Source organism: Sulfurimonas sp. HSL3-7, from assembly GCF_039645985.1.
Classification (GTDB): Bacteria; Campylobacterota; Campylobacteria; order Campylobacterales; family Sulfurimonadaceae; genus Sulfonitrofixus; species Sulfonitrofixus jiaomeiensis.
Genome location: NZ_CP147919.1, coordinates 930,710 through 953,251, shown reverse-complemented (window position 1 = coordinate 953,251; position 22,542 = coordinate 930,710). Strand labels below are relative to the sequence as shown.

22 protein-coding genes are annotated in these 22,542 nt (G+C 48.3%); 10 read left to right on the top strand and 12 right to left on the bottom strand.

Going from position 1 to position 22,542, the window contains the following annotated elements:
- The first annotated feature begins 3 nt into the window (after positions 1–3).
- From WCY20_RS04855 to WCY20_RS04845, 3 genes are all read left to right on the top strand, one after another.
- Positions 4–2,646: a valine--tRNA ligase gene (locus WCY20_RS04855; RefSeq protein ID WP_345977441.1), complete on the top strand. Its 2,643-nt coding sequence runs from the start codon at positions 4–6 to the stop codon at positions 2,644–2,646.
- A gap of 2 nt (positions 2,647–2,648) precedes the next feature.
- Positions 2,649–4,187: a SulP family inorganic anion transporter gene (locus WCY20_RS04850; RefSeq protein WP_345977440.1), complete on the top strand. Its 1,539-nt coding sequence runs from the start codon at positions 2,649–2,651 to the stop codon at positions 4,185–4,187.
- Between the two features lie 164 nt (positions 4,188–4,351).
- The gene (locus WCY20_RS04845; RefSeq protein ID WP_345977438.1) at positions 4,352–4,795 is read left to right on the top strand and encodes a GatB/YqeY domain-containing protein; all 444 of its coding nucleotides are present in this window, start codon (positions 4,352–4,354) and stop codon (positions 4,793–4,795) included.
- 44 nt (positions 4,796–4,839) lie between these two features.
- Here the strand turns inward: WCY20_RS04845 and WCY20_RS04840 are convergent, their stop codons facing one another.
- Positions 4,840–5,106 (bottom strand): hypothetical protein, encoded by a 267-nt coding sequence (locus WCY20_RS04840; protein WP_345977437.1) that lies wholly within the window; start codon positions 5,104–5,106, stop codon positions 4,840–4,842.
- Positions 5,107–5,399: 293 nt separating this feature from the next.
- On the opposite strand from WCY20_RS04840, the gene raiA reads away from it, so the two are divergent.
- A complete protein-coding gene (gene raiA / locus WCY20_RS04835; RefSeq protein ID WP_345977436.1) occupies positions 5,400–5,957 on the top strand; it encodes a ribosome-associated translation inhibitor RaiA in 558 nt (185 codons plus the stop codon).
- 299 nt (positions 5,958–6,256) lie between these two features.
- Here raiA and WCY20_RS04830 read toward each other — a convergent pair whose 3' ends face one another.
- A complete protein-coding gene (locus WCY20_RS04830) occupies positions 6,257–7,708 on the bottom strand; it encodes an acetyl-CoA carboxylase biotin carboxylase subunit (protein WP_345977435.1) in 1,452 nt (483 codons plus the stop codon).
- Positions 7,709–7,858: 150 nt separating this feature from the next.
- Between WCY20_RS04830 and WCY20_RS04825 the strand changes: the two genes are divergently transcribed.
- Positions 7,859–8,734 (top strand): GyrI-like domain-containing protein, encoded by an 876-nt coding sequence (locus WCY20_RS04825; RefSeq protein ID WP_345977434.1) that lies wholly within the window; start codon positions 7,859–7,861, stop codon positions 8,732–8,734.
- Positions 8,735–8,839: 105 nt separating this feature from the next.
- Here the strand turns inward: WCY20_RS04825 and WCY20_RS04820 are convergent, their stop codons facing one another.
- From WCY20_RS04820 to WCY20_RS04800, 5 genes are read right to left on the bottom strand one after another with little or no spacing between them, the layout of a single operon-like run.
- Positions 8,840–9,532: an OmpA family protein gene (locus tag WCY20_RS04820; protein WP_345977432.1), complete on the bottom strand. Its 693-nt coding sequence runs from the start codon at positions 9,530–9,532 to the stop codon at positions 8,840–8,842.
- Entirely contained in the window at positions 9,529–10,323 is a 795-nt protein-coding gene (trpC, locus tag WCY20_RS04815) for an indole-3-glycerol phosphate synthase TrpC (RefSeq protein ID WP_345977431.1), read from the bottom strand. Before trpC ends, WCY20_RS04820 begins: the two co-directional genes overlap by 4 nt.
- Positions 10,324–11,607 carry a hypothetical protein gene (locus tag WCY20_RS04810; RefSeq protein ID WP_345977430.1) on the bottom strand — a complete coding sequence of 428 codons (1,284 nt, stop codon included), beginning with the start codon at positions 11,605–11,607 and terminating at the stop codon, positions 10,324–10,326.
- On the bottom strand, positions 11,600–11,980 hold the full coding sequence (locus WCY20_RS04805) for a YkgJ family cysteine cluster protein (RefSeq protein ID WP_345977428.1): 381 nt from the start codon (positions 11,978–11,980) through the stop codon (positions 11,600–11,602). The genes WCY20_RS04810 and WCY20_RS04805 overlap by 8 nt, the downstream gene beginning before the upstream one ends.
- Positions 11,968–12,663 (bottom strand): methyltransferase, encoded by a 696-nt coding sequence (locus WCY20_RS04800; protein WP_345977426.1) that lies wholly within the window; start codon positions 12,661–12,663, stop codon positions 11,968–11,970. The genes WCY20_RS04805 and WCY20_RS04800 overlap by 13 nt, the downstream gene beginning before the upstream one ends.
- 62 nt (positions 12,664–12,725) lie before the next feature.
- Here WCY20_RS04800 and kdsB point away from each other — a divergent pair, with 62 nt between their 5' ends.
- Both kdsB and WCY20_RS04790 read left to right on the top strand, forming a co-directional pair.
- Positions 12,726–13,451, top strand: a complete 726-nt coding sequence (gene kdsB, locus WCY20_RS04795) for a 3-deoxy-manno-octulosonate cytidylyltransferase (protein WP_345977425.1) — start codon at positions 12,726–12,728, stop codon at positions 13,449–13,451.
- Positions 13,452–13,454: 3 nt separating this feature from the next.
- Positions 13,455–14,030, top strand: a complete 576-nt coding sequence (locus WCY20_RS04790) for a hypothetical protein (RefSeq protein WP_345977423.1) — start codon at positions 13,455–13,457, stop codon at positions 14,028–14,030.
- 147 nt (positions 14,031–14,177) lie between these two features.
- Here WCY20_RS04790 and WCY20_RS04785 read toward each other — a convergent pair whose 3' ends face one another.
- Positions 14,178–15,554, bottom strand: coding sequence for a PKD domain-containing protein (locus WCY20_RS04785; RefSeq protein ID WP_345977421.1), 1,377 nt, complete (start codon positions 15,552–15,554; stop codon positions 14,178–14,180).
- Positions 15,555–15,928: 374 nt separating this feature from the next.
- Positions 15,929–16,204 carry a 30S ribosomal protein S15 gene (gene rpsO, locus WCY20_RS04780; protein WP_345977420.1) on the bottom strand — a complete coding sequence of 92 codons (276 nt, stop codon included), beginning with the start codon at positions 16,202–16,204 and terminating at the stop codon, positions 15,929–15,931.
- A 229-nt stretch (positions 16,205–16,433) separates the two neighbouring features.
- Here rpsO and WCY20_RS04775 point away from each other — a divergent pair, with 229 nt between their 5' ends.
- The 3 genes from WCY20_RS04775 to WCY20_RS04765 all read left to right on the top strand — a co-directional run bounded on the left by WCY20_RS04775 (position 16,434) and on the right by WCY20_RS04765 (position 18,789).
- Positions 16,434–16,838, top strand: coding sequence for an Rrf2 family transcriptional regulator (locus WCY20_RS04775; protein ID WP_345977418.1), 405 nt, complete (start codon positions 16,434–16,436; stop codon positions 16,836–16,838).
- A 43-nt stretch (positions 16,839–16,881) separates the two neighbouring features.
- A complete protein-coding gene (locus tag WCY20_RS04770; protein ID WP_345977416.1) occupies positions 16,882–17,958 on the top strand; it encodes a phosphoesterase in 1,077 nt (358 codons plus the stop codon).
- 192 nt (positions 17,959–18,150) lie between these two features.
- Positions 18,151–18,789 carry a Crp/Fnr family transcriptional regulator gene (locus WCY20_RS04765; protein ID WP_345977414.1) on the top strand — a complete coding sequence of 213 codons (639 nt, stop codon included), beginning with the start codon at positions 18,151–18,153 and terminating at the stop codon, positions 18,787–18,789.
- Positions 18,790–18,799: 10 nt separating this feature from the next.
- Here the strand turns inward: WCY20_RS04765 and WCY20_RS04760 are convergent, their stop codons facing one another.
- From WCY20_RS04760 to tyrS, 3 genes are read right to left on the bottom strand one after another with little or no spacing between them, the layout of a single operon-like run.
- Positions 18,800–20,239: an N-acetylmuramoyl-L-alanine amidase gene (locus WCY20_RS04760; protein WP_345977412.1), complete on the bottom strand. Its 1,440-nt coding sequence runs from the start codon at positions 20,237–20,239 to the stop codon at positions 18,800–18,802.
- 6 nt (positions 20,240–20,245) lie between these two features.
- Positions 20,246–21,337: a nitronate monooxygenase gene (locus WCY20_RS04755; RefSeq protein ID WP_345978219.1), complete on the bottom strand. Its 1,092-nt coding sequence runs from the start codon at positions 21,335–21,337 to the stop codon at positions 20,246–20,248.
- Complete coding sequence (gene tyrS, locus WCY20_RS04750) at positions 21,337–22,536, bottom strand: tyrosine--tRNA ligase (RefSeq protein ID WP_345977411.1); 1,200 nt, start codon at positions 22,534–22,536, stop codon at positions 21,337–21,339. Before tyrS ends, WCY20_RS04755 begins: the two co-directional genes overlap by 1 nt.
- Positions 22,537–22,542: the final 6 nt, after the last annotated feature.

The window sequence follows — 22,542 nt, the reverse complement described above, 5'->3', positions numbered from 1 at the left end:
CGTATGGCAGAAGAGACGAAACAAGCACCGACGACCTACGATCCGAAGACAATAGAAGAGCGCTATTACAAGATCTGGGAAGAGCGCGGATATTTTGAAATCGACGGCAACAAGAGTATCCAGCAGGAGAACAAAAACTTTGCGATCATGATGCCGCCGCCGAACGTCACCGGACGTCTGCATATCGGCCACTCACTCACCTTCACCCTTCAGGACATCATCACCCGTTACAAACGCATGGATGGCTACCGCACCCTCTGGCAGCCGGGAACAGACCATGCCGGTATCGCGACGCAAAACGTTGTGGAAAAGCAGCTTCTTGCCGAAGGAACGACAAAAGAGGAGCTCGGACGCGAGAAGTTTCTTGAGCGCGTCTGGAAGTGGAAAGAGGAGTCCGGCGGGATCATGGTCGGCCAGCTTCGAAAGATGGGTGTCTCCCCTGCCTGGAGCCGTGAGCGTTTTACCATGGACGAGGGGCTGAAAAACGCTGTTAAAGAGTCTTTTGTCCATCTCTATAACGAGGGGCTGATCGTCCGCGGCAACTACATGGTCAACTGGTGTACCCATGACGGCGCCCTCTCTGATATCGAGGTCGAACACGAAGAGCATGCCGGCAAGTTCTACCATATGAACTACCAGCTCGCCGACGGTTCGGGCCACATCACCGTGGCGACAACGCGTCCGGAGACCTACTTCGGCGACAGTGCTGTCATGGTCCATCCTGATGATGCACGCTATAAAGAGCTCGTCGGCAAAAAGGTCAAGCTGCCGCTGCTCGATCGCGAGATCACGGTCATCGCCGACGAACACGTCGATATGGAGTTCGGTACCGGTATTGTCAAGGTCACCCCTGCCCACGACCAAAATGACTACGAGGTCGGCAAACGCCACGACCTCGAGTTCATCACCGTCTTCGACGAAAAAGGGATCCTCAACGACTTCGCCGGCGAGTTCAAGGGACTCGAACGTCTCGAAGCGCGCGACATCATCGTCAAACGTCTTGAGGAAGAGGGCTTCATCGAGAAGATCGAAGACCACGTCCACCAGGTCGGCCACTGCTACCGCTGCCACAACGTCGTCGAGCCGTACATCTCCAAACAGTGGTTTGTCCGCTCCGAGGTCGCCAAGAAATCGATAGAGAAGACCAACAGCGGCGAAGCGCAGTTCTTTCCGCCGCACTGGATCAACTCCTACAACGCCTGGATGGGTGATCTTCGTGACTGGTGTATCTCCCGTCAACTCTGGTGGGGCCACCGTATCCCGGTCTTCTACTGCGACGACTGCGGCCACGAATGGGCTTCCCAGGAAGACGCACCGGCTGCCTGTCCGAAATGTGCAAGCAAGAACTTTACGCAGGATCCTGATGTGCTTGACACCTGGTTCTCCTCGGCACTTTGGCCGTTTTCGACACTGGGCTGGGGCAACGGAGACAGCGAGATGGACCGCACTTTCAGTTCCCAGGATCTGAAGGATTTCTATCCGAACTCCCTGCTGATTACCGGTTTCGATATCCTCTTCTTCTGGGTTGCCAGAATGATGATGATGGGCGAGACCTTTATGGAGAAACTGCCGTTCAACCACATCTACCTGCATGCCCTGGTACGTGACGAGCATGGCCAGAAGATGTCAAAATCCAAGGGCAATGTCATCGATCCGCTTGATATGGTCGAAAAGTACAGCGCCGATGCCCTTCGCTTCACTCTTGCCATCTCAGCCGCACAGGGCCGTGATATCCGTATGAGCCAGGAGAAGCTTGAACAGAGCCGCAACTTTACCAACAAACTCTACAACGCCTCGAAATTCCTGCAGATGAATGTCGAGACCTTTGCCGATCTTGCCGACACCGAAGTGAGTACACCGCTTGGCCGTTACATGCTGAGCCGCTACAATGTCGCTGTCGCCGAAACACGCGAGTTCATCGACGAATACCGCTTCAACGATGCGGCGACAACACTTTACCGCTTTTTGTGGAACGAGTTCTGTGACTGGGGTATCGAACTGAGTAAGGCGAGTAAGGAAAGTATCCCGGAACTCGGTGCTATCTTTAAAGAGTCGATGAAACTGCTTCACCCGTTCATGCCGTTTATGACGGAATACCTCTACCACAGTCTTTCCGGCAGCTCACTCGAAAATGGAGAGTCGATCATGATTACAAAGTACCCGACCAGTACTACAGTACATGATAATAATATCGAAGACCAGTTTGATATCATCATGGACACTATTATTGCAATCCGCCGTGCAAAAGTTCTCGTCGATATGGGTAATCAGCGCATAGAGAAAGCTTTTGTCAAAATTGATCCTTCTGCAGAAAATATGATGGCCCCATTCATAGAAAAATTGGCCAAAGTAGAAACAATTACATTTACGAATGAAAAAGTTCAAGATGCTGTTGGTGATGTTGGAAAGTATGTTGAAGTCTTCATTCCTACTGAGTCCATAGACCTGGAACCGATCATCAACCGTTTAACAAAACAGAGTGAGAAACTTGATAAAGAAATTGCCAAATTGAAAGGCATGCTAAGTAACAAGAAATTTGTTGACAATGCACCTGAGGCAGTTATCGCACAAAATGAAGCTGCATTGGAAGATGCACAATCTAAACAGCAGAAAATCATCGATCAGCTCGATTCACTACAAGGCTAGTTTTGTTCAATATCGCCAACTACTCCTCCAAAAATATCAAAAACGATATCCTTTCCGGGCTTGTCGTCGCCGTTGCCCTCGTTCCCGAAGCGATCGCCTTCTCGTTCATCGCCGACGTCAGCCCGATTGTCGGTCTCTACACCGCCTTCATCCTGGGTCTCATCACCGCGCTGATCGGCGGTAAACCGGGGATGATCTCGGGGGCGACAGGCTCCGTTGCCGTTGTACTCGTCGCGCTCAGCCTTCAGGCCAGTACCATGCTGAGCACGCAGGGGCTTAGCGGCGATGACCTCGCCTTTGGCGTGCTGCAGTATATCACCCTTACGGCCGTTCTTGCCGGCCTGCTGCAGGTCATGGCGGGTGTTTTCAAAATGGGCAAATTCATCCGCCTCGTTCCCCAGCCGGCGATGTACGGTTTTGTCAACGGTCTTGCCATTGTTATCGCTTTGGCACAGTTCAAGTTCTTTGAGGGCCAGGGCACCGAGATGTACCTGCTGGTCATCTCGACCATGCTGATCATGTACTTCCTGCCGAAGTACACCAAGGCTATCCCGGCCGGTCTGATTGCCATCATCGCACTTACCCTGCTGGTCTACTACGGTAACATCAACACCATCACCGTCGGCAACCTCACAGACCTGAGCCAGTTCAAGGGCCAGCTACCCTCTTTCCACATTCCGGACACAGTCTTGAGCCTCGACGCCATCATGATGGTACTTCCGTACGCCGTTATCGTCGCACTGGTCGGGCTTATCGAATCGCTTCTGACTCTCTCCGTGCTTGACGAGATGAGTGACTCCCGCGGTTCCGGCAATAAGGAGTGTATCGCACTGGGCAGCGGGAACATCACCTGCGGTTTTTTCGGCGGTATGCCGGGGTGTGCGATGATCGGCCAGTCCATCATCAACTACACCTCAGGCGGTCTCGGACGTCTCTCCGGCATTACGGCCGCCGTCGGCCTGATGCTGCTCGTCGCAACACTGACTGATCTGCTCAATGTCATCCCCGTTGCCGTTCTGGTCGGGATCATGTTCATGGTGAGCATCGGGACCTTTGAATGGAGCAGCGCCAGCCATATTAAACACATGCCAAAAAGTGACGCTTTTGTCATGATTGTCGTCACGGTCATTACCATCTTTTCCGACCTCGCCGTCGCCGTTATCTCAGGCGTTATCATCTCGGCATTGGTCTTTGCCTGGAAACATGCCCGTATCTTCTCGAAGACAAACGTCGAAGCGGACGGTACCAAGGTCTACGAACTTGACGGTCCCCTCTTCTTCGGTTCGGTGACCAGTTTCATGGACACCTTCACCATCGACCAGGATCCGCCGCGCGTCGTTATCGATTTTAATAACGCACGCGTGATGGACTCTTCGGGCATCGAAGCAGTCGACACCCTGACTAAAAAATACGAAGAAGCCGGCAAGAACCTTACTCTCCGACACCTTTCAAAAGATTGCAAGACCCTGATGAAAAATGCAGGACCGCACTGCACCTTCGAAGAGAATGACCCGACCTATAAAGTAGCGGTGAACTACTGATCAACACGCCGCCGTAATAATTCCCTCCGCTGCGCTAACGCTGGGTTTCCCTCGGCGGGATGCCCGCGCGCAGTTCTACCGCGCTATATTCTTCGCGCTTCTTAATCTCTACTTCACTATAATGTCATCACAAAACTAACAACTCTCTCTACTCAAGGAAAATCATGTCACTAAAAACACAGATCAACAACGAAATTAAAGAGGCGATGAAAGCCAAAGATACGGTACGCCGCGATGCGCTGAGACTACTCACCTCGGCTTTTAAACAGGTTGAAGTCGATGAACGTATCGAGCTTGACGACGCCGCTGTTCTCAAGATCATCCAAAAGCAGGTCAAGCAGCGCCAGGACGCGGCAAGCCAGTACAAAGATGCGGGTCGTGACGACCTATACGACAAAGAGATGGCCGAGATCGCCATCTACGAAGCCTACCTGCCGAAACAGCTTGACGATGCAGAACTTGAAACGCGTCTCAAAGAGATCATTTCCAAAGCTGGCGCCGAGTCTATGAAAGACATCGGCAAGGTGATGGGAATGGCTTCCAAAGAGCTTAACGGCATCGCCGACGGCAAACGCATCAACGAGTGTGCAAAAGCCCTTCTTTCCTAAGCTTTCGACTCACATCTATCTTCGCCGTGGCGAAGATCGCCACTTTATGCCGAATGGGCAGTGTTGAATGTATCGCATACCTTGCAGTGTTTCAGCCTTACAAGGTGCGGAAAAAACTCCCGCTTGAAACTGTCCCGATGCATCTTGATCTTGGCAAATTCAATCGCCTCGTCAATATTAAAACGTATCTCATTTTCAGAACCGAACACTTCTTTGCAACTAACAGGCGAATAGCTACTGATCCATTCACACAAGCGCACCGAAAGCTCCTGATCCAGTATCATCTCAACCTCTTTTGACGATATGAACATGTTATGCCCCTAAATTTTTGGATGTAGTCTAAACAGTTCATATTGCAGATCAGCTACTGAAGTGTATCAATGGCGTAACATATAATACAACATACTTTTTCACTTCGCTTACCTATTAGTCTTGGAACAGTGAGAGATTTTCATCCCTTGATCTCAGAAGTAATATTGCTGTTTTGGGATCACACTTTTGGTTTGGATTCGAAGTGTTGAAAACCGTCATCTACTCAAAGTTTGCATTTAGGCGATGATGCGATATAATCAAATATAGTCAAACAGTTAAAATGGAGGATAAGATGGATTTTCTTACTATTACCGGTCGGCAGGTGGAACTAACTGACGCCCTTAAAAGCCATATCGAAAACGCCGTTGAGCAGCTGAAAAAGTACAATCTTGACATCATTTCGGTCAGGGTTGTCGTCTCTTCTCAGGAAAACTGGCGAAACAATAAAAATGGTTTTGGCGTAGAATTTGTCATCAACATGGCCAGAAAAAACAGCGTTGTTGTCAAACAGATGGACAAAGATCTCTATGTCGCAGTTGATTTAGGAATAGAACGGGCAAAAAAAACCCTCAGACGCCACCATGACAAGATCACGGATAAAAGGATTAAAGAAGTAGAACGGCCCGAGGATCTCAAGGGTGCCGAGATCGCGGAAGACGAGATCAAAGAGTCTCTCGGTCTGGTTGACGAGGTCGTTCCCCACAATATGGACATTGACAAACCGACAGAGATAGCAGACGCAATCGATATCCTCAAGGGAAGCGAAAAGCACTTCATTGTCTTTGATGATCTCGACCACAACACCCGAGTCCTCTACAAACGCACAGACGGCAAGTTTGGAATCTACTAGAAGAGCTGAACGATAGAAGCGGCGTAGACACATCTCCAGCCGCTCTGCACACAAATCACACCTATTTCTGTTTTATACCCTACACACAGATCTACTGTTATCCGGCATCATTTTTATATCTGTTTATCCGCCAAATCAGACAATAGCGGAAACAGTTGTACGCCTATTCTTACTGACTTAACGGGTGTACCAAGAAAGAGGTGAAGACGAATTGGAGCAATGTCAAAGAAGGAATGGAGTAAGCTGCCTCCCTTTCCGAGTCGACCAGCTTGCTGCATGTATAGAAAGATATAAAAACCTTAATGCCGTATCTTTATATTGTTGCTTCTGATCCTCTCTATTAGAACGCTTATCTCTGACATCCGCCGCTCTTCCTCTTTTATATGGTCCAACGTCTCCATGTTGAAAAGAGGAAGCTTTGTATCCAGGTAGCCGGTGTCGAACCTCCCTTCTATAAAATCCGGATCCCTCGTGATTTCCCTGTGAAGGGGGATATTGGTCACGACCCCGTCGATATAGAACTCGTCCAATGCCCGCCTTGCCTTGTTGACGGCCCCCTCCCAATCCAGTGACCAGACGATCAGTTTCCCGATCATGGAGTCGTAATTTCCCGGGATCGTGTAACCGGCGTAGAGACTGGTATCGAGCCTGACACCCGGTCCGCCCGGTGCCATATAGTTGCTGATCTTTCCGACGGAGGGAAAAAAGTTTTTCTTCGGGTCCTCTGCATTGATACGGAACTCGATGGCATAGCCTCTAAAGACGACCTCGTCCTGCCGAAAACGCAGATGATCCCCCTCGGCGATCTCGATCATCTGCTGGATAATGTCGATACCCGAGATAAGCTCTGTCACCGGATGTTCGACCTGGACGCGCGTGTTCATCTCGATGAAGTAGATGTTATCCGCTTCGTCCACAAGGAACTCAATGGTGCCGACGCTTTCGTATCCCAGCTCCAGCATCGCTTTTGTCGACATCCTAAAGAGCGCCTGCCTGACCGCATCGTTGAGTCTCGGTGACGGGGCGATCTCAATCACCTTCTGATGACGGCGCTGAATGGAACAGTCCCTCTCACCGAGATGGACCACTTTGCCGTATTTGTCTGCGATGACCTGTACTTCAATGTGGCGCGGGTTCTCGACATACTTCTCGATGAACATCTCACCCCGTCCGAAATACTTTGTAGCTTCTGAAGTCGCTGACTCGAAGAGCGCATCAAACTCTTCTGCCGCCCTGACGATACGCATACCCCTTCCTCCGCCGCCGAAGGCCGCTTTGATGATGACCGGAAAACCGATCTCTTTGGAGATTTTTGCCCCCTCTTCCAGGCTGCTGACCGGCGCGTCAGTCCCTTCAAGCACCGGCACGCCGACCGCCTTCATCGCCACCTTGGAGGCCATTTTATCGCCAAAAAGGGCGATATGTTCTGCTTTCGGACCGATAAAGACAAGCCCTTTCGCTTCACAGGCTTCAGCGAACGCTGCATTCTCCGATAGAAAGCCGTACCCCGGGTGGATCGCTTCGCAGCCGGCTTTAAGCGCCAGCGAAATGATCCGCTCATAATCGAGGTAGGCCTCGATAGGGTTGCCAAGAATCGGGTAGCACTCGTCGGCCTTTCTAACCCAGATCCCCTCGATATCGACTTCCGAAAACATGGCAACACTTTTAATCCCAAGTTCCCTGCAGGCACGGATGATCCTGAGCGCGATTTCGCCCCTGTTGGCGACCAATATTTTTGTGATCTTTTGCATCTCTTTTCCACCTTTTTGCAATGATGGAAGTATTGTAGAATTTTTAAAGATTTATTTCTTCATTTTAACTGCTACTCTCTTGACTGCTATGTGCCTGAAATATGTTTCATATTTGTCTGTAAAATAGTCTATTATTGCTATAATATTCTCATGAAAAAAGCTACCCTGCAGAAACGGACCAAAATCGCCAATGATATCATGTACTATATCTACACCCATATTGACACCCATATCGATATCGAAGAGCTCAGTGCCGACCTCTCCGTCAGCAAGTTTCACATGCACCGTATTTTCAAAGAGGCCTTCGGCAAGAATATCTACGAAAGCATTAAATCCATCCGTCTGCAAAAAGCCTCGAACCTCTTATTGACCAACAAATATTCCACTATCTCCGACGTCGCGAACATCTGCGGCTACAGTTCGCACTCCTCTTTCATCAAGGCGTTCAAAGAACGTTTCGAAATGACACCGAAAGCGTGGCGGAGAGGCGGGTACAAGAGCTATTCCAACCAGATTCTGCAACAGTCGGAGATAGCTGGACGGTCAACAGCCGACTTCAGCGGCATGCAACCGACAATCGTTAAGATGCCGGCCATTGAAAGCTACTACATCCGCCATAAGGGCTACGGTCCGACGATCAGGCAGACCTGGCAAAAGCTGCAGACCTGGGCAATGGGCCAGAAGATCGGCGACTTTGAAGAGATCGCCCTCTTCCATGACAACCCCACTATCACCCCACTGGATGAGTGCCAGTATATCGCATGCATCGTTCCAAAGAATGCTAAAGAGGTAGAGAGCGACAGGCTTCCGAAGTTCAAGATCTCCGAAGGGATCTATGCCCGGTTCGACCTAAAAGGGGTCCACGGCGACAGCCTGAAGTTCATTCACTGGGTCTACCACGAATGGCTGCCTAAAAGCGAATACGAAACGACGACAAAACCTTCCTATGTCCTCTATCGAAGAAACAACTTTCTCTCCGACGACATGACCTTCGATCTAAGCTTTTACGTCTCTATACGGTTTTGACCGATATGCGCGCGTAATATGCTGTTGCTCTTTAGTAGAGGTTGAATAAAATATAATAGTAAAAGAGAGGGGCGACTGGCAAAAGCCGGCCAGAAAGTAGCGCTGCTACTGGTAAAGCTCGACCTCAATGCGACGGTTAAGCTCCCGTCCTTCGTCCGTCGCGTTATCGGCAATAAGTTCGCTATCACCTTTTCCGATCGCTTCCAGACGGTTGAAGTTGATCCCTTTACGGTTAAAGAGTTTCAGGACATCTTCCGCACGTTCTTGGGAGAGTTTCATATTGTAGTTACCGTCACCGACAGTCTCGGTATAACCGATAATCCTGACCTTGTATTCAGGATGCTCCTGCAGAAAGCCGACCGCCTTCTCGAGTACTAACATCGATTTGGGCGTGATCTCGTTGACCCGCGGCGCATAGTAGAGGCGAAACGAGACAAAGTCGGCACAGCCGTCGGCTTTGACCTTGGCGTGCGGCATCGAGTCGGGACAAGCATCTTCATAATCTTTGACACCGTCTTTATCACGATCAAAAGCACACCCCTTTTCATCGACCTGCACGCCGATCGGGGTATCTGTGCATTGATCTTTGCTGTCTTCGACGCCGTCATGGTCTTTATCCTCCATACCGCCTTCGAAATAGGTCGGCACGCTAAAAGAGGTTCTCCCCTCTTCTGCAGTGAAACGGGCTGAAGTGGCGCTGCTTTTAGGCGCTTTTTTAGGAGCAGCCTCCTCTTTCGGCGTTGACGAACAGCCTGTTGTGACGAACAACGTTAACGCAAGAAGAGAAAAATATTTCACTCACATTCACCGGTTTTCAGACAACGAAGTGCGCTCTCGACATCATCCTGGCGCATCAGTGATTCGCCTACAAGGAAGGCGTCCACACCCGCCTTGTGAAGATCTTCCAACTGGCCATGTTCATAGATACCGCTCTCGGCAACAATGATCTTGTTGTTTGGAATGAGCGGAATCAGCTCGTAGGAGAGGTTCATGTTCATCTCGAAGGTCTGGAGATTGCGGTGGTTGATACCGATGATATCGGCTCCGGCGAAGATCGCCTTGGTCAAGTCCGACTTGTCATGCACTTCGACAAGGGCCTCCATTCCCAGGTGACGCGTATAGTTCAACAGGTGCTTGAGCTCTTTACGCGATAGTGCTGCCGCGATGAGCAGCACAAAATCGGCACCATGGACCAGGGCCTCTAGAAGCTGATACTCCGAAACAATAAAGTCTTTGCGAAGCAGCGGGATTCCGACGTAACGGCGCAGGCCGGCGAGGTATTCAAGACTGCCCTGGAAATAGTGCGGCTCCGTCAGAACCGAGATCGCGCTCGCGCCGCCGCGCTCATACGCCTGTCCGATCGCCAGCGGGTCAAAGTCTTCACGGATGACACCCTTGGAAGGGCTCGCTTTTTTCACCTCGGCGATAATACGGTATTTGTCCTCTTCGGTCGACTTCAGATAGGGAATAACGTCGCGCGGCGCACGGGCATTAAAGGCAAGCGAACGGCCCAGCCACTCCATCGAAAACTCTTTTTCCCGAATAGCGAGGTCCTCTTTTGTCTTGGCAATAATCGCATCTAATATCATCTATTTTTTTCCTTTTTTACACTTTTTAATTGCTTTAAGATGGGCTTTGACCTCTTCATCGTCATCACCCATTATCTCGACCACACGCTTCATCAGCTCGTACGCTTTCTCACACTCGCCCTGTTTATAGTAACCCCAGGCAAGCGAATCGATGAAGTAACCCGAATCCGGCTCAATCGCCAAAGCTCTTTTGACATAGGCCATCCCCGCTTCAATGTCACGGTCATATTCGATCATGCAGTAGCCGAGATAATTAAGATAATACCCCTCTTCCTTGATCTCGACCACCTTTTTAAGATCACTGATGACACTGTCCAAAAGCTGCTTGTCATGTTTGTTTTTGGCGGCTTCGTAGGCAAAGATCGCTTTTTGACCGAGATAATCGATCTCGCCTGTCTCCTCATAGAGCTTTTCGGCAAGCACAACGGCCTCTGAAAAGCGCTTTTCTCCGGAGTATATCCTTAAAAGCAGTGCGTCATTACTGCCGGTACGCTCGAGAAACTTTGTCAGCTCAGGCACTTTTTTTGCATTCCAGTAAAGCTGGATCACAATTTCGGCATTCTGTGCAGTCGGGTCAAGGTCATAGAGGTGCGGATAGGTCCTCAATAAGCCCTCTTCATTGCGAAGGTCGCCATAAAGAGCAGCTAAACGTTTTGTTACGGCTAGAGAGTAACCAAAATGTTCGATGTGTTGTTCTAGACGTTCTACGGCTTCCATACGGCGATTCATATTGGTGTACATCAGCAGCGCGATCTTGTCCAGGATCTGCTCGGAGTAGTTAAGCCCGTAGCCTTTTTCCAAAACATCCAATGTCTTGTCATAATCTTTTTCGAGCAGATAGACCTCAGCCAATATGAGGTAGTTCTCTTCTGTCGGACTTTTCTGCACCAGCGTAAGAGCTTCTTCTTTTGCACTCTCTATCTCGTTGCCGGACAAAAGAGCAATAATAAAATAGCGTTGATCTTGCTCTGAGATCTCTTCACTGTTCTGACGCATCGACAAAACACGTTCAACAACGTCGTCGTAGTAGCGGCCATGGATCAACGCACCCATCGCCTGATCTCTGTAGAGTCCCTTTTTTGTTCTTTCATACAGGAGGTCATAATAACCAACAGCCTGCGCGTCATCGCCACGGTTCTGTGCATCGAGAGCAAAAAGTATCAAGGTGTTCTCATCGATGTAGAGAGGTTCTTCTTTCTTGGCTTCCGGATCGAGCAGTGAATGCGTCGTACAGCCGCTAAGAAGCATCAGCACTGCTAATGAGGAAAAAAGCAGTTTATGCATCGACAATTCCGGGGCACTCGCGTTTGAGTTCATCAAGATGGTTCTTGAAATAGTTCCAAAACGGAAAGGTTCGGCACTGAGTCGGACGCGCTTCATACACACCGCAACCCCCTATCTCTCTGTCATAGAAGATACAGTCATGCGACATGCCGACAATACGCTCTTTGAGTGAGAGCTTGTAGCCTTTTTTGATGAGATAGGTCGAACGAAAAAGCGCCTCGTCCATTTTTAGATGCTTTGCAAGAGCGGCTATCTCTTCCGGCGAGACGAAAATATTACCGCTCTCGCCTGTACAGCAGCGCCCCCCGCAGCTCTCGCAAGCCGACGGTGTAAAAGCAAAGTCAAAGCCCTCTTGGCGGATTAGATCTGACATCGTAGTGTATGCGTCCTCGCTTTGGAATAGATAGCCGCTGCCTCTTTCGAATAGTCGTCACCCTCGAAGGCAAAAAAAGGCGGCCAGACCTTCATCAGTGATTTTGAGTTTTTACGAGCATGGACCATCACTAAAGAGGCTTTTCTGTCACGCTTAGAATGGACGAATTGTACATCAACAACTCTTAATTTCGCGTTGTCCAGAGCGGCACAGAGAAGCCCGAACTGCTGGGCATCGTAACAGAAGATAAAATGGCCCTGCGGACGCAAAAGTGCCGCCGCTTTGTTGACAAAATCCGCTATCGGAAGATGGATGTTGTAACGTGCGGTATGGATCATCTCGTCATCGCTCCTTGACGCACCTTCATGATAGAAAGGCGGGTTCGAGACGATATACTCAAAACCCCGCGCATCTTCAAACTTCAAAAAGTCTGTTTGATGAAGCACATAGGGTATCTGGTTGACCTCGGCATTCTTGGTAGCCAGAAAGACAAAGGCATCCTGTTTCTCAACCGCTTCAAGATGCACGTTAGGGTTGTCCCGCGCCACGAGCAGACCGACCACACCGCTGCCTGCCCCCACGTCCAGCATACGGCCGCGCGGCTTAAACGAGGAGATGAAATCGTACAGAAAAAGAGAGTCACTGTTATAACGATATCCGCTGTCAGGCTGATAAAACAGCATTAATTCTCCTCATGATATAATGAGCAAAATTATACCCTACAAGGGTGAATACAAGGCAATTTATGATCATTATTCCGGCACGTATGGCATCGACGCGCTTTCCAAATAAAGTCCTGGCTGACATCGGCGGATTACCGATGGTAGTCCGTACGGCAAAACAGGTCATGCACCTTGATGATGTGGTCGTGGCCGCTGACGATGAGAAGATCATCGCAGTATGTAAAAGCCACGGTATCAATGCCATGCTGACCTCCACTACCCATAAAAGCGGGACGGACCGCATCAACGAATGTGCCCAGCTGCTTGACCTTGATGACAACGAACTGGTTATCAACATTCAGGCCGATGAACCCTTTATTGAAGGCGAAGTTCTTACCGCACTGATAGAGCGGCTCACGGCCCTCAAAGAGTCGGGGCGCTCCTTCGTCATGGGCAGCTGCTACAATGCCGTCAACGCCGAAGCGGCGGAAGATCCGAACCTTGTCAAAGTCATCATGGATGCCGAGCATAACGCCATCTATTTCTCCCGCTCACCGATCCCGTACAACCGCAGCGGGGCTGCGACCTACTTCGGCCATATCGGTATCTACGGTTTTACGAAAAAGAGTCTGAAGGAGTTCTGTTCTTTGGACGATGCGCCTATCGAAGACATTGAAAAACTCGAACAGCTGCGCGCTATCTATTACGGGAAAAAGATCTCTATGGTCAAAGTCTCAAGTACCGGCTTCGGCATCGACACCAAAGAAGATCTTGAACGTGCAAAAGAGATCTTCTTAAAAGAGAACTGAGGTTTGAGAACGCTTTTCCTGCTTTTCCCTCTTGTTCTGATGAGCGGCTGTATCCATGATATCTCCGTGGCACCTGAACTCTCCAAGATCATAAAAGAGCGGCCTGTCACCATTCATCGCACCGTCGCCTATTATATTCCGTCAGAGCTGTACGCTCTGCAGGTCACCACTCCGGGCGGTAACAATGATGAGCTGCGATACAGCCCCTATAAAGAGAGTGAAGCGGCACTTAAAAAAGTGCTTGGAAATGTCTTTACCGAAGTGCATCGGATCGATTCGCTTGATGATCCGAAGATCGGTGAGCACCGTATCCGTTTTATCTTCGTACCGCAGATCGAGACGATGTCCTACTCCAACTCGAATGTCGACTGGCAGCCGACCAAATTCAGTTTCATACTGAAAGTAAAGTTTCTGACAGTCGATAAGAAACGCTTTTATGAATCATATGCCCATGGGAAAGGGATCAGTAATTTCGGCCGTTACCAGGACAACCCTGCCTATGCTGTCGAGATCGCATCGCGTTCGGCATTTTTGCAGTTGCAGGATGAGATCATCAATCAGAGAACCCTCTTCCGCTAAACAGCCGCACAGCTCTTGGCATTTGAACCGGAGTTCGACAAAACCAGACCAAGCGGTCTCGCTGCGCGAAAGTGTCACGAAATAGGGACTAAAGACAATCGTGGAGTACTGCTGCCCTATCGACAGCAGAAGGGGGAGTAAATAGTACTATTGCAGATCCAGCATATATTTTTCAGCATACTTCTTATGCCAGTTACACTTTTTGGGCTTACCAAGCAAGGTTGTTTTAAAGCCTTTCTCTTCTACAGCACACATAATTTTGTCATATTTTACCAGTAACCAGACATTCCCAAACTTGTAGGCTTTTGTCGAGCCCTCTTTCTTGTCGATCTTTTCAGACGGCTGGCCACGCCTTGCTATATAGTCGTCAATACTTTCACCCGCTCTCGCATCAAAGGAACGTGTTTTCTTTGCCTTTGCGACAACAGGCTGGGCTCTTTTCTGAACAGGCTTCACTTTTTTTGTCACTGGCTTCACTGCGTTTGCCTTCGGCACGATTTTGATTCCGCTCGAGGCATAGGCACAGTGATTAGCGCCGTTGCAGACCTTGTACTTGACAACATATCTGCCCGCTTTTTCATAGCGGTGTTTCGGGTTTCGAACACCCGACGTTTTGCCGTCGCCAAAATCCCAGAGGTAACTTTCTATTTCGCTGCCGACACTGCGCGAACGGTTGTCAAAATCTACCTCTTCATTGACACTGTAGGACTTCTTGTCAAGAATAAAATAGGCTTTCAGGCTATTTTTTCCGGCTGTTTTCGGCACATTTTTACTTTTGATGACTAAGACGTCTTCGGTGCGAAAGGTACTTAGACCGGATTCATCGGTGACCTGAAGCGAGACATTGTAGCTGCCTTCTGTCGTATAACGGTGGACCGGTTTTTTCTTCTCGGACTTTGAACCCTCGCCGAAGTCCCATAGATAAAGCAGTTTTTTCGACTCATCTTGTACTTCCGCCGAAAAAACGATATCACAGTTGTAGTTTCTGTTATGGTTGCACGGATGCACTTTTATCTTGACAGAAGGGAGAACATTGATGGCATTTTCCAGACTCTTATAATCAAGCAAAAAAGGTTCTATGTCCATCGGGGCAAGTTTTTTCGCACTTTCGAGTTTCTGATTGAACTGCCGGCGTTCCTTCAGCATTGTCTTGATCAGGACCTTTTTATTGTTGTATTCAAAGACCTTTGCATTCTCATCTGCATACTGAATAATCTCTTGCTGTCTGTTTTTAAAAGCCCTGGTGTAGCGATCCCATCCTCTTTTCGTGATAAAGGCGTCATAACAGACCGTACCGTTGGCATCACGCTTTTGAACCTTGATATACGAACTCAGATCTTCCGCAATCAAAGGGTAGTTTTTGGTCAGTTCATTCACCGCATCGGCCTGGGTCTTCTCGCTGTCATCACCGCATGACGTAGCTGATGCATAGATCTTGGCGTAATCCGTTCTCGAGACAACATCCACCGCACAGCCTGAAAAAAGCAGTACAAAGATAGCACTTATAACACTAAAATATTTCATTATTACCCTTTACAAAAAATCACATTATACAAAAAAGAGGGCAGTAACCTAAACCCTCTCGTATTCTTCTTGCTGCACCTATCGCTGTTTCGAGAGGTTTGTCCGTTTTAATATCGGCGTTCACCAAAGCCCTTGCAATAGCTTCAGCTTTTTTATTTTGCCCATGATGCTTTCACATTTACGCTTAGCGCTGCACTCCGATATAAAAAATGGTTAAGCCGTCTCTACTCTCTCAAAATCAACGATCCGTTAAAGCAGGGATGTAGACTAACAAGGTATTGATTAAAACCAGCAAAGATGATAAAAATATGAGAAGATAATTATAACGTAAGGGAAAAAGAGGAAACAGCAACGCGAAAGCGTTGCATGCAAGATTAGATGTTGTCGCGGATAGAAAGTGCTTCGATTGTTTTAAGGTAGCTCTCTCTGTTTGTACGCTTAAGGTAACGCATCAAACGACGACGTTGACCGACAAGTTTAAGAAGACCAAGACGTGAAGCGTGATCTTTTTTAAATGTTTTAAGGTGTTCAGTCAATTCTGTAATACGAGCACTTAGTAGTGCGATTTGAACTTCTGATGAACCAGTATCTGTATCGTTTTTGCCGAATTTGCTTACAATTTCTTGTTTTTTCGCCGCATCTAAAGCCATAATAGCCTCCGTAAGGGTATATAAATTTCAATCATCAGCACGATTGCCGGGATTGTTGGACGCGAATTATAGCCAATTATTTCTTTATCAACAACACGATTCTCAAAAACCTCTTCAACGCCCCAATAATTAAAGATATATTACAGTATCCAGCCACTATCCCAACCCCTCAAAGCTCCATGTGCTATAATACCTGTGATTATAAAATATATTATTTGGATACTTTTACATGCTAATGACCCGTGCAAGCGAATACGCACTTTTATCACTTATCTTACTGGCCAAAGCAGATAAACCTATGGATGCCGAGACCCTCTCTAGAGAGCTCGACATCTCAAAAAGCTTTTTAGCAAAAATTTTACAGGCGATGGCGCGCAAAGGACTTCTGAACTCTTTCAAGGGGGCTCACGGCGGATTTTCCCTGGCTAAAGAGAGCTCCGAGATCTCGGTCCATGACATTATGTGCGCGGCAGAAGGAAAATCTCCCGCCGTATTCGACTGTGCCTCAAGTGAGAGCAAATGCCCATCCGAAAAGTCCTCTGCTTGCTCGATCTGGCCGTTTTTAAACCGTCTTCAGGGGAAAATAGACAATTTTCTCGAGCAGCTTACCCTAGCGGATATTTTAGAACAATAGTCCAAATCCTGATACAACATCCAGACAGCACCAAAGGAACCAATTGAAGCCTACCATCCATCACCTCTCCCACATCGACCTTGATGGCTATTCATGCCAACTTGTCATGGAATATACTCCATACAAAATCTATTCCTATAATGCCAACTACGGTGCCGAAGTCATCGAACGGCTCAATGAGATCCTTGACGTTCTTAGAAAGAGCGATGAACCTTCTGTTGTCTTTATCACCGACCTGAACCTGACTCTTGATGAAGCCAAATGGCTAAACCGTGAAGTCGAAAGGCTGAATGATGCAGGCAAACAGATTGAGATCATACTGCGTGACCACCACGGTAGCGGGCAAGAGTGTGCCAACAAATACGAATGGTATTTTTTGGACACCTCCAAGTGCGCCACAAAACTCACCTATGAGTACGCCAAAGCAACGTTTGAACTCGATGAGCCGGAGTGGATGTCAAAATTTGTCGCCGTGGTCAATGCCGTCGATCTTTGGCTTCAAGATGAAGTGGAAAACTTTGAATATGGTAAAGTCTGTATGCGTCTTGTCACCGAAACGCGTGAGCTCAACCGTGTTATCTTTGGCGATGAAGACCGGAAATACAAGGTTGCCCTGCTCAAAGAGGCCGCTCAAATGGTCAATATGGCCAATGCCAATATCATCCTCGACGAAAAAATCCATGCCCTAAAAAAAGATTTTTTCCGTGAAAACGACGATGATACCCTGGATAATCTGGCCACACGCTTTATCGTCAAGATGCTTGGTGCGAAAACAGATTATATGACCATTTACTATAAAGGGTACAAAGGCTTTCTATCCTACGGTGTCGGCAACACCTCCATCATCGGAAACGGCTTTTTAGTCGCTTACCCCGAGTATGACTTTATCGTCGATGTCTCGACCCGCGGCACCATGAGCCTGCGTGCCAACAACCAGGTCGATGTCTCGCTTATCGCCAAAGAGTGGGCCGGCGGCGGCGGCCATCCCAACGCTTCAGGCGGCCGTATTCAGGGCTTTAAAGAGCAGTTCCGATATGACAAGGTAAAACTTCAGATCGAGAACCTTATTCACGCAAAAGAGGCTGTTGCCGGAAAACTGGAGTACAAAGCGGTCGGATAAAAGGGTGCATTGACAATCGCACTGCTTACTTTATATGGCTGAATATCACGCACTCTTCGACAAGACTGACCTCTGTAAAGCTGCACCTCTCTATCATTTATCGGTTCCTATTCAGGCCCAGTGAAAGATTATTTGACATAGCCTCATCTTGGATGAATGCTATAATCAACACCATAAAAACAAAAGTGAACAATGACGAAATTACAGCAGCATTATTTTTTTGAAGAGCTGAGCGAAGAGGCTATTCGTAAACTGGAACGAATTTCGAAAAAAACCACCTATCAAAAAGGGAGTATCCTCTTTTATGAAAAAGAGAAGCCTACTTCTTTGCTTTTTTTGGCAGAGGGGGTTGTAAAGGTCTACAAGACCGATCAAAAGAACAGTGAAGTGGTCATGCGGCGTTTTCACGCCCCGATCTTTATTGCTGAGATGGCTACTTTAGAGCAGATCCCCTATCCTGCTTCAGCCTCATTTGAGACAGACGGGGCAGTCATATCGATCGACTACAAACGCTTTAAAGAGCACTTTATGGACGATCCCAAGATCGCTTTCTCATTTATCAAGTCGCTCTCGCGCAAGATCAAAAACCTCGAAGAGGTGATCGATCTCAATATCGTTCTCGACACGACCGCCAGACTCGCCAAATATCTTTACGAGAATGAATCCCTTTTAGGCGAACTCAAAAACTATCAGCTCGCGGAAGATCTGCATATGACACCCGAGACCCTCTCGCGTACACTTAAAAGGCTCTCCATCCTGGGGCTGCTCGAAAAAGGCAGGCACGGTTATCTAATCACCAACCGTGAAGGGCTGCGCGTTCTGTTTGAATAGCAGATACTCTCTAACGACGTTCTTTATTTATGAAGTACTGTTCAACCCCATCGGCCAACCCTTCCGCAAATGCCTGCTGATAACGTTTATTTATCAGCAGCTGCACCTCTTTGGGATGAGAGACAAAGCCGACCTCCACCAGTGTTGCAGCTGACGTGGCACCGACAAGCACCCAGAAGTTTCCGCCTGCCACTTTCGCATCTTTGACCTTGAAACGTTTCTCTCTAAGGCGGCTGACGACATTCTGTCCCAGATCGATCGCCAGAAAGTTGGATTCTCTTACCTTTATCCGGCTTTGTGTTGCACTCAAAAGTTCACTGAAACTCCGGTCCATCGCCTTGTAATCAGCAGAGTTCTCCTGTCTCTCCAAACGGCTGGAACGTTTCGAACCCTTTTTCGGATCGAGATAATAGATCTCGATACCGGATGCTTTACTCGCCTTCTTCTTCGGTACCGAATTGGCATGAATGGAGATAAAAAGATCCGGATTGTTTTTTCGGGTAAACTTGGTACGCCATTTCAAGGTAAGCGTTTTGTCTGTGTCACGCGTCATCCTGACCTTGTAGCCCTGATTTCGCAGTACTTTGGCCAGGCGGTTGGAGATCTGTAAAACGATATCTTTTTCCAGATGCCCTTTATAGCCGACTGCACCGCCGTCTCGGCCGCCATGTCCCGGGTCAATAATGATCAGCTTATCTTTCTTTGTCACACGCGGCATCTGTTTTGCTTTAGGTGCATAGACTTTACTTACCCCGAGATTGATGACCAGAGAGTTTCCCTCATATCTGAAACGCGGGTTCAACGCATTTTGGCTCTCGATGACGATACGGATGGTATCGCGTTTATATTGGGAGATGGTAATACGTTTGATCTCTTTATGTTTGATAACCGGCTTTTTATGCACAATAGCGTGGACATCGAAGATATAGCGATACCCTTTCTTTCCCTCTGGTCGGAGTTTAAAGTAGTTGATATCACTTTTTTTCAAGGTAAAATCAAAATCGAGGACAAGGCTACTCCCTTCCCAGGTAAACCCGGATAGAGCATGTTGGGAGCGTATCTTTACCTTCTTCTCTTTCACTTTTTCCTGTTTGATCTTTTCCGTCTTTGTCGCCTGGGAGACAGCACTTTTTTCATCTACCGTCTTTTTTGTTGAAGGATTTCTCGCCATTTCGGACTCGACCACCGCAAGCTTCTTCTCATATTCATCGACATCGATATGGAGTTTTTCACCGGCAATGACGATACCGTTCAAACAGCGTTTTTGTGTCTTGATATCCCCGTTTATCAACGCTTTTAGATAATGGCGTTTATAGGTGTCATAGGCTTTGAAAAGGTTGGATTTGGAAGAGGAATAGAGGTTCTTTTTTGCACTGTCGAGCTCTGTTTTGGTCGAAGCCGCCAGCAGCAGAGAGGCAAAAAACAGAAAAGAGGCTAGAAGACGCAACATCCTGCGCTATTCACCCTCTGTCAATTTTACCATCAACTCTTTGACTGAAAGAAGTTCCGTCAAACGGTACCCGTTTGTACCCGAGAAGAAGAGTCCCAGTTCGGTATTGCCTTCATAGGCATCGCTGAGACGGTCGGCGATACAAAAACCGACCTCTTTGGCTTCAACGCCGCGGTTACACGGTGCGACACAGTTTGAGATACATTTGATGTCCGGACCGGTCCGTGTCTCGACTAGCGAGGTAAGGTTTGTACGCACACCCCGAGCCGGGTAGCCGACCGGGGATTTCATCAGAATGATATCCTCTTCTTTGGCATCAAGCAGTACTTTTTTGAAGTTGGCGTGGGCATCACACTCTTTCGTTCCGATAAAACGTGTTCCCATCTGAACGCCGGATGCGCCCAGTGCGATCATCTGATCAATGTCATTTTTATCCCAGATACCACCGGCCGCAATCACAGGGATGTCACCCCACACTTTTGCCTCTTCGACTACCGGGGCAACCAGGTTTTCGAGCTGATTCTCCTCCATAGCACACTGTTCATAAGTAAAGCCCTGGTGGCCGCCGCTTTTCGGGCCCTCAAGGATAACCGCGTCAGGAAGACGGTTGTAACGTTTCTGCCAGCGTTTGTTAATGATCTTCAGCGCCTTCGGCGAAGAGACGATCGGTACAAGCGCGACATCGGGATAGCCCTCGGTAAATTCCGGCATATTGGTCGGAAGTCCCGCCCCGGTAATAATGATATCAAAACCGATCTCACAGGCGTCACGTACAACACGCCCGTAATCATTGATAGCATACAGGATATTGACACCGAGAGGCTTGTCTCCACAGATCTTTCGCGCATTGTCATGGATCGCTTTGAGTCCGTCTTTTGAGTAGAAGTTCTGCACGTCCAAAGGACGGTCAGCTACCAGTTTGTGGGAGAATGCTTTGTTATTGTAGTACCCTGTGCCTACTGCGCTGACAATACCGAGACCACCCTCTTTTGAGACATTGCCTGCAAGTTGATCCCAACTGATACCGACACCCATACCGCCTTGTACAATAGGTTTCTCAATAATATACTTTCCAATTTTCAATGGTGCTAATGCCATCATCTCACCTTTACTCGTGCAAACTTGCGTTTCCCTACTTGCAGGACATACTCGCCACTCTCAAGTTGTAACTGCTCATCCGATACTTTTTGTTGGTCTATTTTAACAGCACCTTGCTTAATGTCACGTCGTGCTTGCGACGTTGACGGCTCCATTTTACACTCGTGCAAAACCTTGGCGATCCAGATCGGTCCTTCGAACGCAAACTCTTCGAGATCGGTCGGGATCTGGCTTTTTGCATGTACCTTGTCAAACTCGGCTTTGGCAGCTTGCGCCGCCTCATCAGAGTGAAAACGTGCGGTGATCTCCTGGGCAAGGTCCTCTTTGACCTTTTTAGGATGCAGGGAGCCGTCTTCAACACCCGCTTTGATCGCTTCGATCTCTTTGAGTGTTTTGTCGCTCAAGAGCTCATAGTAGCGCCACATAAGCGCATCGGAGATACTCAGTATCTTGCCGAACATATCGTTAGGCTCATCTTCGACACCGATATAGTTGCCGAGGCTCTTGCTCATCTTTTGAACACCGTCGAGACCTTCAAGAATCGGCATCATCAAAACGGCCTGCTCTTTTCCGATCTCATAGCTTCGCTGCAGATGGCGGCCCATCAAAAGATTGAACTTCTGGTCGGTACCCCCGATCTCGATATCGCTTTTCAGATGCACGCTGTCATACCCTTGCAAAAGCGGATAGATGAATTCACTGATCGAGATAGAGACACCGCCTTTATAGCGCTTTTCAAAATCATCACGTTCGAGCATACGGGCAACATTGAACGTGGTCGTCAGTTCCAACATACCGCTCGCACCTAAAGGGTTGATCCACTCGGAGTTGAATACCACTTCCGTCTTTTCCGGATCAAGTATCTTGAAGACCTGCTCTTTATACGATTCGGCATTCTTTGCGATATCCGCCGGCAACAGTTTTTTACGCGTCTCGCTTTTACCGGTAGGGTCACCGATCTGTGCCGTAAAATCGCCGATCAGAAACTGAACTTTCGCACCAAACTTTTGAAATGTAGCCAGCTTGTGCAGCAGTACGGTGTGGCCAAGGTGAAGATCGGGCGCGGTAGGATCAAAACCGGCTTTTACGGTGTATGTTTTGCCCTCTTCTAAATAGCCTTTCAAGAGCTTTTCAATACGCTCATTGTCTATTATCTCAGCCGTGCCTCTTTGGATCTCCTGGAGTGCTTCTTGAATCATTTCTAT

Excerpts from the sequence above, each read along its gene's own strand:
- WCY20_RS04830 (WP_345977435.1), bottom strand. The coding sequence starts at position 7,708 with ATGCAAAAGATCACAAAAATATTGGTCGCCAACAGGGGCGAAATCGCG.
- WCY20_RS04765 (WP_345977414.1), top strand. The coding sequence starts at position 18,151 with ATGACGAAATTACAGCAGCATTATTTTTTTGAAGAGCTGAGCGAAGAG.
- rpsO (WP_345977420.1), bottom strand. The coding sequence starts at position 16,204 with ATGGCTTTAGATGCGGCGAAAAAACAAGAAATTGTAAGCAAATTCGGC.
- kdsB (WP_345977425.1), top strand. The coding sequence starts at position 12,726 with ATGATCATTATTCCGGCACGTATGGCATCGACGCGCTTTCCAAATAAA.
- WCY20_RS04775 (WP_345977418.1), top strand. The coding sequence starts at position 16,434 with ATGCTAATGACCCGTGCAAGCGAATACGCACTTTTATCACTTATCTTA.
- WCY20_RS04855 (WP_345977441.1), top strand. The coding sequence starts at position 4 with ATGGCAGAAGAGACGAAACAAGCACCGACGACCTACGATCCGAAGACA.
- WCY20_RS04800 (WP_345977426.1), bottom strand. The coding sequence starts at position 12,663 with ATGCTGTTTTATCAGCCTGACAGCGGATATCGTTATAACAGTGACTCT.
- tyrS (WP_345977411.1), bottom strand. The coding sequence starts at position 22,536 with ATGATTCAAGAAGCACTCCAGGAGATCCAAAGAGGCACGGCTGAGATA.
- WCY20_RS04845 (WP_345977438.1), top strand. The coding sequence starts at position 4,352 with ATGTCACTAAAAACACAGATCAACAACGAAATTAAAGAGGCGATGAAA.
- WCY20_RS04825 (WP_345977434.1), top strand. The coding sequence starts at position 7,859 with ATGAAAAAAGCTACCCTGCAGAAACGGACCAAAATCGCCAATGATATC.
- WCY20_RS04785 (WP_345977421.1), bottom strand. The coding sequence starts at position 15,554 with ATGAAATATTTTAGTGTTATAAGTGCTATCTTTGTACTGCTTTTTTCA.
- WCY20_RS04760 (WP_345977412.1), bottom strand. The coding sequence starts at position 20,239 with ATGTTGCGTCTTCTAGCCTCTTTTCTGTTTTTTGCCTCTCTGCTGCTG.
- raiA (WP_345977436.1), top strand. The coding sequence starts at position 5,400 with ATGGATTTTCTTACTATTACCGGTCGGCAGGTGGAACTAACTGACGCC.
- trpC (WP_345977431.1), bottom strand. The coding sequence starts at position 10,323 with ATGATATTAGATGCGATTATTGCCAAGACAAAAGAGGACCTCGCTATT.
- WCY20_RS04805 (WP_345977428.1), bottom strand. The coding sequence starts at position 11,980 with ATGTCAGATCTAATCCGCCAAGAGGGCTTTGACTTTGCTTTTACACCG.
- WCY20_RS04755 (WP_345978219.1), bottom strand. The coding sequence starts at position 21,337 with ATGGCATTAGCACCATTGAAAATTGGAAAGTATATTATTGAGAAACCT.
- WCY20_RS04840 (WP_345977437.1), bottom strand. The coding sequence starts at position 5,106 with ATGTTCATATCGTCAAAAGAGGTTGAGATGATACTGGATCAGGAGCTT.
- WCY20_RS04810 (WP_345977430.1), bottom strand. The coding sequence starts at position 11,607 with ATGCATAAACTGCTTTTTTCCTCATTAGCAGTGCTGATGCTTCTTAGC.